Here is a 10,575-nt window from a genome sequence, read left to right as displayed (position 1 = left end):
GGTCTCGGGGCGGCTTACGCAATTTGGAGACGAGCAAAAACCAGCTGGCGCGGGGATATGGGACAATGAATGCAATCGTACCGCTAAGCTATCCGTCCCCAAATGAAATGGCTGATTCCCGGCCTTTGGCTGGCTTCTATCCTATTCGTGCATTTTCGTGGCCGCGTGCGTCTACCGCTGTCACGTCAATTTCTCGATCATTCCGTCCTGCTGGCGCCGATCAACGCCTTCATGGTGTTGTGTTCCCGGGTACCGACCACCCCTTACCTCACCAGCCGCGAAATTCCCGAGCTTCAGGCGCTGGACGACAATTGGGAGATGATCCGAGACGAGGCCCTCAAAATGGCCGAGCTGCGCCGCATCAGGGCGGCAGACCGGCACGACGACATCGGCTTCAATTCGTTTTTCAAGTACGGCTGGAAGCGCTTTTACCTGAAATGGTATGAGGCCCGTCATCCGTCCGCCGAAGAGCTATGCCCTAAAACCGTGGCGCTGCTCAAAAGCCTGCCCAAGGTCAAGGCGGCAATGTTTGCCGAACTGCCTGCAGGCGGCAAGCTGAACGCTCACCGTGACCCCTTCGCCGGCTCCCTGCGCTATCACCTGGGTCTGGCCACCCCCAACGACGACCGCTGCTACATCGTGGTTGACGGCGACCGTTACAGCTGGCGCGACGGAGAGAGCGTGGTGTTCGACGAAACCTATGTGCACGAAGCCCATAATAAAAGCGAAGGCAACCGCATCATTCTGTTCTGCGACGTCGAACGCCCCCTGCGCTGGCGCTGGGCCGAGGCCGTCAACCACTGGTTCGGCCGAAAGGTGATGTCAGCGGCCAGTTCTCCCAACGACTCGAGCGACCAGACCGGCGCGATCAACAAGCTCACGCATCTGCACTGGAAACTGGACCAGAAACGCAAGCAGTTCAAGGCCTGGAACAAAACCGCCTACAAGGCCGCGAAATGGGGGCTCATCATTCTTGTCATAGCGGCTTTCCTGGCCTGGTAAACAAGCGCTCCCCAGCGAGAACAGGGCCCGCATCGCGGGCCCTGTTTCATACTGCACTCAACGCCGCAAAGACTCCCAAGTCTTCATCAGTCGCTTGACCGACACTGGCATGGGCGTGCGCAGCTCCTGCGCGAACAAGGCCACGCGCAACTCCTCCAGCATCCAGCGAAACTCGTCCAGACGCGGATCGGGCGCCCCCTTCAGCGCGCTACGTGCACGTTGATACTGCGTGAGCAGCGGCGCCATGTCAGCGACCAGGCGCGCATCGCGGGCAGGGTCGGCACGCAGCTTGTCAATCCGTGCGACGGCGGCCTTGAGGTAGCGCGGGTAATGCGCCAACTGGCTATAGGGAATCTCGCGCACAAACCATTTGGGCATGAGTGCGCCGATCTGCTGTTGCAGATCGGCGTAGGCCGCCCCGTGGGCCTTAGCCTGCGGCAGCTTGCGCAGCAGCGCCGCGTACTCCGTCAGGATAGCCATCGACAGCCGCGCGACCTCCTGAGCCAGCAAGCCCAGACGCCCCTTACCATCTTGACGCCTCGCCTCGAACTGCTGCTCGTTCGCCGGCCAGGGATCTCCCAGGCAGGCCTGCGCCAGCGCGCAATCGATGATCTGGTCGCGCAGTTCATCCTGCGTGCCCAGCGTCATGTAGAACATGCTCATTTTGGTGAGATCGGTCAGGTTCTTTTCCAGGAACTTGACCTGCTCTCGCAGCCCGATGCGAAACAGGCGCAGCAGACCGGCGCGGTGATGACGACTGGCCTCTTCGGGGTCATCGAATACATCGAGGTCACAATGCGCGCCCCGATCGACCAAGGCGGGATAGCCAATCACCGATTTCGCGCCACGCCGGATCTCCATGATTTCCGGCAAGGGGCCAAACGTCCAGGCCGTGAGGTTTTCATGGGCCAGCGCCTGCGCCACATCGCTGTCGCGCGCGGCCAACTGCTGAAAGGTCGCCTGGGCCTGCTTGCCCAGCTCCGCCTTCAGTTGCGCAAGATTGCGCCCCGCACCCAACATACGGCCATGTTCGTCCACCACCTTGAAATTCATAAACAGATGAGCGGGCAGCGTTTCTAGCTTGAAGTCCGTGGGCAAGGGGCGCTGCTGCACCTGCTTCCACATATCTTCGATCAGCGCGTCGGTCAGGCTCCGTTGCGGATCGGCGGCGCGCTCGAACCAGCGCTCGTAAAAGCCGGCGGCATAGTCCGGCAAAGGCACGCAATGGCGGCGGATTTTCTGCGGCAATGACTTCAGCAGCAGATGCACCTTTTCCTTGAGCATGCCCGGCACCAGCCATTCGCAGCGTTGGGCGTCGATCTGGTTCAACGCAAACAGCGGCAGCGACAGCGTCACGCCGTCGCGCGGCGAGCCCGGTTCGAAATGGTAGTCGAGCGCCATGCTCACCCCCTGCCACTCGACCTGCTTCGGGAAAACTTCCGTGGTGACGCCCGCGGCCTCATGGCGCATCAATTCGTCACGCGTGAGCATCAGCCGCCCTGCCGTCTCCTTGTCCAGACCATTGACCCATTTTTCTAGCGTGGCGGTCTGCGATACACCGGCGGGAATCTGCCGGTCATAAAAGGCGTAGATCAACTCATCATCGACCAGAATGTCCGGTCGGCGGGTTTGATGCTCCAGTTTTTCGATACCGGCAATCAGCTTGCGATTGTGCGCCACGAAGGCCAGCCGGGTATCGATCTCGCCCGGCACCAGGGCTTGGCGGATAAATAGTTCACGCGCGTGCTCGGGGTTGATGCGGCCATAGTGGACCCGGCGGCCGCTATAGATCGCCAAGCCATAAAGCGTGGCGCGCTCATTGGCGACGACCTGCCCGGCCTTTTTCTCCCAGCGCGGGTCCGACCAATTGCGGCGCAGCAGGTGGGCTGCAACGCGCTCGACCCACACGGGTTCGATACGGGCCACGCAGCGGGCGTAGAGCCGGGTTGTTTCCACCAGCTCGGCGGCAACGATCCAACGGCCTGCTTTTTTCACCAGGCGTGAGCCCGGATGGATATGGAAGCGGATGTCCCGCGTGCCGAGATAACTGCCGCTTTCTTCGCTTTTGAAACCGATATTGCCCAGCAGGCCGGTCAGTAAGGCCAGATGTAGTTGCTCGAAGGTGGCCTCGCTCTGGTTCAGGCGCCAGCCCTGCTCGCCCACCAAAGCGAGCAGCTGCGTGTGCACATCATGCCATTCGCGCAAACGGACGGGCGACAGAAAGTTCTGCCGCAACAGACTCACCAGCTTGCGCTGCGAGGCCTTGTGCTGCACCTGCTCGCCATACCAGCGCCAGAGTTTGAGAAACGACAGAAACTCGGACTTGTCATCAGCGAACTTGGCATGAGCGGCCTCCGAGGCCTCGCGCTCATGCATGGGGCGATCGCGCGGGTCCTGCACGGACAGCGCCGCGGCAATAATGAGAATTTCTTCCAGACATTGCTGCTCGCGCGCAGCCAGGACCATGCGCCCGATACGCGGGTCCACGGGAAGACGAGCCAGCTCCTGGCCCGTGCGCGTCAGCACGAAGTTACGCTTGCCGTCTTCGGCCTCGTCGTCCGCCATTTCAATGGCGCCCAGCTCTTGCAACAGGTGGTAGCCATCCGCCACGGCCCGCCCGGGAGGGGCTTCGACAAAGGGAAACTGCTCGATGTCGTCGAGCTTGAGCGCTTTCATGCGCAAGATCACGGAGGCCAGCGAAGAACGCAGCACCTCGGGATCGGTAAAGGGTGCACGCGCATTAAAGTCCGTCTCGTCGTAGAGGCGGATACACAAACCCGGGCCGATACGGCCGCAACGACCCGCGCGCTGATTGGCCGAAGCGCGGCTGATCGGTTCGATGCGTAACTGTTCGACCTTGTTGCGCCAGGAATAACGCTTGATGCGCGCCAGGCCGCTGTCGATTACGAAGCGGATGCCCGGCACGGTGAGGGAGGTTTCCGCCACGTTGGTCGCAAGCACCACCCTTCGGCTATTGCCACGCGGATGGAAAATCTGCTCCTGCTCGGCCTGCGACAGACGTGCATACAGCGGCAGAATTTCGGTGCCGGCCGGATGGCGCTTGCGCAAGGCCTCCAAGGCCTCGCGGATTTCCCGCTCGCCCGGCAGAAACACCAGCACATCGCCCGGACCGTGGCGTGCGCACTCGTCCACCGCGTCCACGATGGCATCGATAAGATCGCGCTCTTCGTCGCCGCGTCCAGCCTTGGCCGACGTGGCGGCACTCGCCGCCTCATCGGATTGCGGCGGCACAACAGGCCGGTAGCGGATCTCGACCGGGTACAAACGACCCGAAACCTCGATAACCGGCGCGGGCTTGCCCTGGCTGTCGGCGAAATGCTGCGCGAAACGCTCGGCATCGATGGTCGCCGAGGTGATGACAACTTTCAGATCCGGGCGGCGTGGCAGCAATTGCCTGAGATAGCCCAGCAGAAAATCGATGTTCAGGCTGCGCTCGTGAGCCTCATCGATGATGATGGTGTCATAGCGCCGCAGCAGGGGGTCGCGTTGCGACTCGGCCAGCAAAATGCCGTCTGTCATCAGTTTGATGGCAGCATTGGGGCCCGTGCGGTCATTAAAGCGCACCTGATAGCCCACGACCTCGCCCATAGGCGTGTTGAGCTCTTCGGCGATGCGTTTGGCGACCGACGTGGCGGCCAGCCGTCTCGGCTGGGTATGGCCAATCATGGCGCGCCTTCCGCGCCCTAGTTCCAGGCAGATCTTGGGCAACTGGGTGGTTTTACCGGAGCCGGTTTCGCCGCTGACGATAACCACCTGATGGCTGGCAATGGCGCGCGCGATTTCCTCGCGCCGCGCACTGACGGGCAGGTCCTCGGGATAAGAGATGGCAGGGATGGGCCGCTCGGGGCGGTCGGCGCGCTCCGGGCGATCCGGGCGATCCGGCGCAGGCCAGCGCGACGCGGCCGGACGAGGCGTTTCGGGCATGAGTGATGGGTCCTTTGAAACAGCATTATAAATTTGCCGGGCCGAATACGCCGCCGACCCGCCTGTTCCTGTGCGCAACAGCGTCGAAATCAATGCCTCACAGCTTGCCGTAGCCGCCCTATAATTTCCCGAACCGCCTATGCGGCCTGTCGCGCCGCAAGCAAAGCGGCGCCCTTGTTTTCTTTACCCTGGATCAATCACCTCATCATGCCCGACCTGGAAGCCGACACCGTCTCAGCACTCGAAGCGCCCGAATTCGCCCCTGCGCAGTTCGTGCGATGGTTTCGAGAGGTGGCGCCCTATGTGCATGCTTTCCGAGGCAAGACGTTTGTGGTGGCTTTTGGCGGTGATCTGGTGCAGGCCGGCGCGCTAAACACGCTGGTGCAAGATTTATCGCTGTTGTCGGCGCTAGGCATTCATCTGGTGCTGGTGCACGGCTCACGGCCGCAGGTCAACGAGCAACTGCACTTGAAAGGCTTCTCGCAGCAGTTCGGACGCGGCCTGGCCCCCACCGATGCGGCTGCGCTGGAATGCGCCAAGGAAGCCGCAGGCGAAATCCGCTTGGACATCGAAGCCGCTTTTAGCCAGGGTCTGCCTAACACGCCCATGTCCAATGCGCATGTGCGCATCATCTCCGGCAATTTCGTCACGGCCCGTCCGGCGGGCGTGATCGAAGGCGTGGACTACCGGCACACCGGCCATGTGCGCAAGATCGATATCGAGGCGCTCAAGTTCGCGATTGAACGCGGCTCTATCGTGCTGCTGTCGCCGCTGGGCTTTTCACCCACCGGCGAAGCCTTCAATCTCGCAATGGAAGACCTGGCCACCAGCGTAGCGGTGGCCCTGCGTGCGGAAAAACTCATCTTCCTGTCCGGCTCGCCTGGCGTGCTGAACGCAGACGGCACGGTGGATACCGAATTGGCGCGGATCGATGCCGACGCGCTGCTGGCCACCGGCGAGCTCGAAGAAGACACGGCGTTTTTCCTGCGCCATGCCTCATTAGCGGTCAAGCGCGGCGTCGCCCGCGCCCACGTCGTACCCTACGACCTGGACGGCAGCGTGCTGCTGGAAATTTTCACCCATGATGGCGTGGGCACCATGGTGGTCGAAGACACGCTGGACGATCTGCGCCCGGCTACGCTGGACGATGTGGGCGCCATCCTGAGCCTGATCGAGCCGCTGGAAGCCGACGGCACGCTGGTGCCTCGGCCGCGCGGCGTGATCGAACGTGACGTCGATCATTTCACCGTGCTGGAGCACGATGGCGTGATTTACGGTTGCGCGGCGCTCTACCCCTATCCGGAAGACGGCATGGCGGAAATGGCCTGCCTGATTGTCCATCCTGAATGGCAGGGATCGGGCGAAGGAGAAATGTTGTTGCGTCACATGGAGTCGCGTGCCCGCGCTCTGGGTTTGAAACGCATTTTCGTGCTGACCACCCGCACCTCGCACTGGTTTATGAAACGCGGCTTCGTCCAGGGCGGTGTCGCCGACATGCCGCTTGACCGCCAGCACCATTACAACCGCTCGCGCAACAGCCTGGTTTTCATCAAGAAGCTGTAAAGCAAGCAGACAAACCCAATAGACCCTGCACAACGCAGGGTCTATTGGGTCGGCAGCGAGGGCCAAGCCCGCTAAAATGGGGCATTCCTAACTTAGCGGCAGCAGAAAAATGGCCCGTACCGTCAACTGTGTGAAACTCAAACGCGAAGCCGAAGGCCTGGACTATCCGCCCTACCCCGGCGAACTGGGAGCGCGCATCTGGCGTGAAATTTCCAAAGAATCCTGGGAAGAATGGAAGCAAATCCAGACGCGGCTGGTCAATGAAAACCGCCTGAACCTGGCCGATGCCCGCGCCCGCAAGTATCTGCAACAGCAGATGGAACGCTTTTTGTTCGAAGACGGTACGGTCGAAGCACAGGGTTACGTCCCGCCTTCGGCCTAAAGCGCTAGGCCCGCGTTTTCAGGGCAGGCCCTCCCGGGATCTGCCCGGCGCAGCGCTTGAAGCAAGCAGGCCGCCGCGCCTCCTGACAACAATCCAGGCAGATCGAGCATCGGGCTGTCTTCGGCTCATTCCCTGACAGGAATGCGGTAAATAAGGGCCAGGTATTTGGCTTTTTGTTCATGCGCGAACACCTGCCCGCCCAAACGCTCGGCGATACGACGACTAGGAAGGTTCTTCTCGGCTACCGGATAGCGCAAGGCCCGCGCGGCAAATGCCGCGCCTGCCCAGGCGGCGACGGCGGCAACGGCCTCCTTGCCATAGCCCTGGCGGTGTTCGCTTTCGCGCACCCAGATTCCCAGTTCCGGTTCGGGGTCGCCCGTGCGATGCAGACCCGCCAGGCCAATAAAGCGCCCGTCTGAGCGGAGGGTAAATGTGAAATCAGTGCCTGCCGCGATCGCCGGCAACCAGGCCCGCCAGACTGTCTCGAAATCCGCAGCGCTGGGCGCGGGCTCAAACGTCATATAGCGCGTCAGCGTTGGGGTGATACAGGAGAACGCCTCGGCGGCATCGGACGGCGCAAAGGGACGCAGACGCAGACGCGCTGTGACGATCTCGATAGTCGTCCATGACATGGGCAGTCTCCCAGGCGAAAAAGGCATTCTCGCACTACGCCCCGGACGCATCCCGCAAAAGCAGGCATCAAGAAGAAAAAAACCCGGCACAAAGCCGGGTTTTGCTGTGCTCGCCCTGCGTCAGCCAGCCTGCTGTTCGCCACTGTCCTGCTCGCCACGAGCCTGGCGTTCTGTGTTCTTCACCCCGGTATGACGGACGTCGGCGCCCTTGACCATATAGATCACGCGTTCAGCCATGTTTTTGGCGTGATCGCCGATACGTTCGAGGGCACGGGCTACAAACACCATGTCGATGGCGCGCGAAATAGTGCGCGGATCTTCCATCATATAGGTGATGAGGTTGCGCAGCGCAGCCTTCCACTCTTTATCGACTTCTTTGTCGCTACGCACGACATGCGCGGCCAAAATGGGATCGAGACGTGCGAAGGCATCGAGGGCCTGATGCAGCATATTGCCAACATTGACCGACATATGACGCAGCTCAATCAGAGGAATCTGCTGGTGGTTGTGCTCATACATGCGGCGCACGGCGGTGGCGATTTTCTCGGCCTCATCCCCCGAACGCTCCATGTCGGTCAACATCTTGGAGACAGCCAGCAAAGTACGCAGATCGATCGCGGTCGGCTGGTGACGGGCGAGGATGAGGCTGATGCGCTCGTCGATCTCCACTTCGTGGCGATTGACTTCTTTTTCGCGCTCGCGGACCTTCTCGACCAGCGCCATATCGCCTGCCGCCAACGCCTCGATGGCTTCGTGGATCATGGCCTCGACCACGCCGCCCATCTGCAAAAACTGCGAACGGACTGCGCCCAGATCGGCGTCGAACTGTTTATTAGTGTGCTCCGTCATCCGGACTCCCTGCGATTGTGGTCTCATGACTGTGTCCCCTTATGACCTTCCGTGATGACGAGTGACACGGGGGACCTGCCGATGCGCAAGGTTATGACCCGAGTGTGACAGGATTATGAATGCCGCCTCCCTCGCCGGGCAAGCGGCCCTCCTTCAGCGCGATAGACGGCGGATGCCGTTCTGGGTTGCGAGCAAGGCAACATCGGCGCCGGCCAGCGAGAACAGGCCGCAGGTGACCACGCCCGGAATATTGTTCACGCGGGCCTCCAGCGCGGGAGCATCGTTGATGCTCAGGCCATGCACGTCAAGAATGATATTGCCGTTATCGGTCACGAAACCTTCGCGCAGACGGGGTTCGCCGCCCAACGCCGCCAAGCTGCGCGCCACGGCTGCGCGAGCCATGGGAATCACCTCCAGCGGCAGCGGAAAGGCACCCAGGCGATCGACAAGCTTGGACTCATCTGCAATGCAGATGAAGCGCTCGGCCACGGACGCCACGATTTTTTCGCGGGTCAGGGCGCCACCACCGCCTTTAATCATATGCAGATTGGCATCGATCTCGTCCGCGCCGTCGACATAAATCGGCATGTACTGGACATCGTTTAGGTCCAGCACGAGCAAACCGTGCGAAGCCAGGCGCTGGGCGCTGCGCTCTGAACTGGCGACCGTGCCGCGGATGCGCCCGGCGAAACGGGCCAGCCCGTCAATGAAGAGATCGGCGGTCGAGCCAGTGCCCACCCCGATGATGACATCGGGGCCGGCGACCTGTTCCACGAATTCAAGCGCCGCGTCGGCAGCCTGTTGTTTGAGCTGTTGCTGAGTAAGCATGATGAGAAAAAACGGCGCGCAAAACACCGAAATGAAAGGAGCAGACGGCAATTTAGCAGATACCGCTGCGTTGACGCCTGCGCGCCTAGGATTCTGCAGGATCGGCCGTCTCGCCACCGTTGGCAAGCAGGCGCTCGGCCTCTTCGCCAGACAGGGCTTCCACCGCTTTCAGATTGCGCAGCATGACTCGGGTGCGCGTTTCGGTCTGGCCGATCTTGCTGCTTGCGTTATCGAGGGATTTCTTGACGCTGGCGAGTGAATCGCCAAATTTGTTGAACTCCGTCTTGACCGCGCGCAGCACCTGCCACACTTCGGAAGAACGCCGTTCGATAGCCAGGGTACGGAAACCCATTTGCAGGCTGTTCAAGAGCGCAGCCAGATTGGTCGGGCCGGCGACATTGACACGCAAGGCCTGCAATTTGTCGATCAGGCCAGGCTGGCGCAGCACTTCGGCATACAAGCCTTCTGTCGGCAAGAACATGATGGCGAAGTCTGTCGTGTGCGGCGGCGACACATATTTGGCTGCGATAAGACGACCTTGTGCTTCCACGGCGCGGGCCAGCGCCAGACCCGCGCTGCGGGCAGCCTCGTGATCGGCTGCGTCCTGAGCTGCCAACAGGCGCTCATATTCTTCTTTGGGAAACTTGGCATCGATCGGCAGCCAGACCGGCTCGGCATCACGCCCGGGCAACCGGATGGCGAACTCGACGATGTCGTTACTGCCGGGTATCGGCTTGATGTTGCGCCCATACTGCTCAGCCGTCATGCTGTCTTCGATGAGGCGGGCCAATTGCACCTCGCCCCAGGTGCCGCGCGACTTGACGTTGGTCAGCACACGCTTGAGATCACCCACACCGGCGGCCAGGCTTTGCATCTCCCCCAGTCCCTTATGCACCGCCTCCAGACGCTCGGATACCAGCCGGAAAGATTCGCCGAGGCGCTGCTCCAGCGTGGCGTGCAGTTTTTCGTCCACCGTACGGCGCATTTCTTCCAGCCGCGCGCCATTATCCGCCTGCAAGGTCTGCAAACGCTGGTCCACGGTATGACGGATATCCTGCATGCGCCGATCGTTGATTTCGACCAGCCCCTGCAAACGCTCGCCGAACTGGCTGCCGAAGCGGCCTAGCGATTCCGCAGCCTCGCGGCGGCCCTCTCGATGACTTTCCGCCAGCTCGGCGCGCAGGCCTCGCTCGACCCGCTCCAAGGCCTCATGCAGAGACTGCAACTGCACTTGATTGGCGGCCGATCGCAGAGCGGCCCACCCCGCGGCCAGCGCCGCCAGCACGCCGCCGCCGGCAGCAGCCCAGAGCAAAACATCCTGTAACACCACGAAACTCTCTCCCCAAACGCAGAGTAAAAAAAACAGGCGCGGAA

The 10,575-nt window shown here is 61.6% G+C and carries 8 protein-coding genes; 3 read left to right on the top strand and 5 right to left on the bottom strand.

What is annotated here, in order from left to right:
- The first annotated feature begins 102 nt into the window (after nt 1-102).
- On the top strand, nt 103-1,002 hold the full coding sequence (lpxO, locus tag U0029_RS06605; RefSeq protein ID WP_114852652.1) for a lipid A hydroxylase LpxO: 900 nt from the start codon (nt 103-105) through the stop codon (nt 1,000-1,002).
- Between the two features lie 57 nt (nt 1,003-1,059).
- Here lpxO and hrpA read toward each other — a convergent pair whose 3' ends face one another.
- Nucleotides 1,060-4,947 carry an ATP-dependent RNA helicase HrpA gene (gene hrpA, locus U0029_RS06600; protein ID WP_114852651.1) on the bottom strand — a complete coding sequence of 1,296 codons (3,888 nt, stop codon included), beginning with the start codon at nt 4,945-4,947 and terminating at the stop codon, nt 1,060-1,062.
- A gap of 207 nt (nt 4,948-5,154) precedes the next feature.
- On the opposite strand from hrpA, the gene argA reads away from it, so the two are divergent.
- Complete coding sequence (argA, locus tag U0029_RS06595) at nt 5,155-6,510, top strand: amino-acid N-acetyltransferase (RefSeq protein ID WP_012417903.1); 1,356 nt, start codon at nt 5,155-5,157, stop codon at nt 6,508-6,510.
- 109 nt (nt 6,511-6,619) lie between these two features.
- Entirely contained in the window at nt 6,620-6,892 is a 273-nt protein-coding gene (locus U0029_RS06590) for an oxidative damage protection protein (protein ID WP_012417904.1), read from the top strand.
- 125 nt (nt 6,893-7,017) lie between these two features.
- On the opposite strand, the gene U0029_RS06585 is transcribed toward U0029_RS06590, so the two are convergent.
- The 4 genes from U0029_RS06585 to U0029_RS06570 all read right to left on the bottom strand — a co-directional run bounded on the left by U0029_RS06585 (nt 7,018) and on the right by U0029_RS06570 (nt 10,531).
- Nucleotides 7,018-7,524 carry a GNAT family N-acetyltransferase gene (locus U0029_RS06585; RefSeq protein WP_114852650.1) on the bottom strand — a complete coding sequence of 169 codons (507 nt, stop codon included), beginning with the start codon at nt 7,522-7,524 and terminating at the stop codon, nt 7,018-7,020.
- A gap of 120 nt (nt 7,525-7,644) precedes the next feature.
- Nucleotides 7,645-8,373 carry a phosphate signaling complex protein PhoU gene (phoU, locus tag U0029_RS06580; RefSeq protein WP_012417906.1) on the bottom strand — a complete coding sequence of 243 codons (729 nt, stop codon included), beginning with the start codon at nt 8,371-8,373 and terminating at the stop codon, nt 7,645-7,647.
- Between the two features lie 153 nt (nt 8,374-8,526).
- Nucleotides 8,527-9,201: a ribose-5-phosphate isomerase RpiA gene (gene rpiA / locus U0029_RS06575; RefSeq protein ID WP_012417907.1), complete on the bottom strand. Its 675-nt coding sequence runs from the start codon at nt 9,199-9,201 to the stop codon at nt 8,527-8,529.
- Between the two features lie 85 nt (nt 9,202-9,286).
- Nucleotides 9,287-10,531: a DNA recombination protein RmuC gene (locus U0029_RS06570; protein WP_114852649.1), complete on the bottom strand. Its 1,245-nt coding sequence runs from the start codon at nt 10,529-10,531 to the stop codon at nt 9,287-9,289.
- Nucleotides 10,532-10,575 lie beyond the last annotated feature (44 nt).

It is taken from the genome of Bordetella avium (genome assembly GCF_034424645.1).
Classification (GTDB): Bacteria; Pseudomonadota; Gammaproteobacteria; order Burkholderiales; family Burkholderiaceae_B; genus Bordetella; species Bordetella avium.
Note: the sequence above shows the minus strand (reverse complement) of the source record. Positions and strands in the feature narration are given on the sequence as shown.

Excerpts from the sequence above, each read along its gene's own strand:
- argA (WP_012417903.1), top strand. The coding sequence starts at position 5,155 with ATGCCCGACCTGGAAGCCGACACCGTCTCAGCACTCGAAGCGCCCGAA.
- phoU (WP_012417906.1), bottom strand. The coding sequence starts at position 8,373 with ATGACGGAGCACACTAATAAACAGTTCGACGCCGATCTGGGCGCAGTC.
- U0029_RS06585 (WP_114852650.1), bottom strand. The coding sequence starts at position 7,524 with ATGTCATGGACGACTATCGAGATCGTCACAGCGCGTCTGCGTCTGCGT.
- U0029_RS06590 (WP_012417904.1), top strand. The coding sequence starts at position 6,620 with ATGGCCCGTACCGTCAACTGTGTGAAACTCAAACGCGAAGCCGAAGGC.
- lpxO (WP_114852652.1), top strand. The coding sequence starts at position 103 with ATGAAATGGCTGATTCCCGGCCTTTGGCTGGCTTCTATCCTATTCGTG.
- hrpA (WP_114852651.1), bottom strand. The coding sequence starts at position 4,947 with ATGCCCGAAACGCCTCGTCCGGCCGCGTCGCGCTGGCCTGCGCCGGAT.
- rpiA (WP_012417907.1), bottom strand. The coding sequence starts at position 9,201 with ATGCTTACTCAGCAACAGCTCAAACAACAGGCTGCCGACGCGGCGCTT.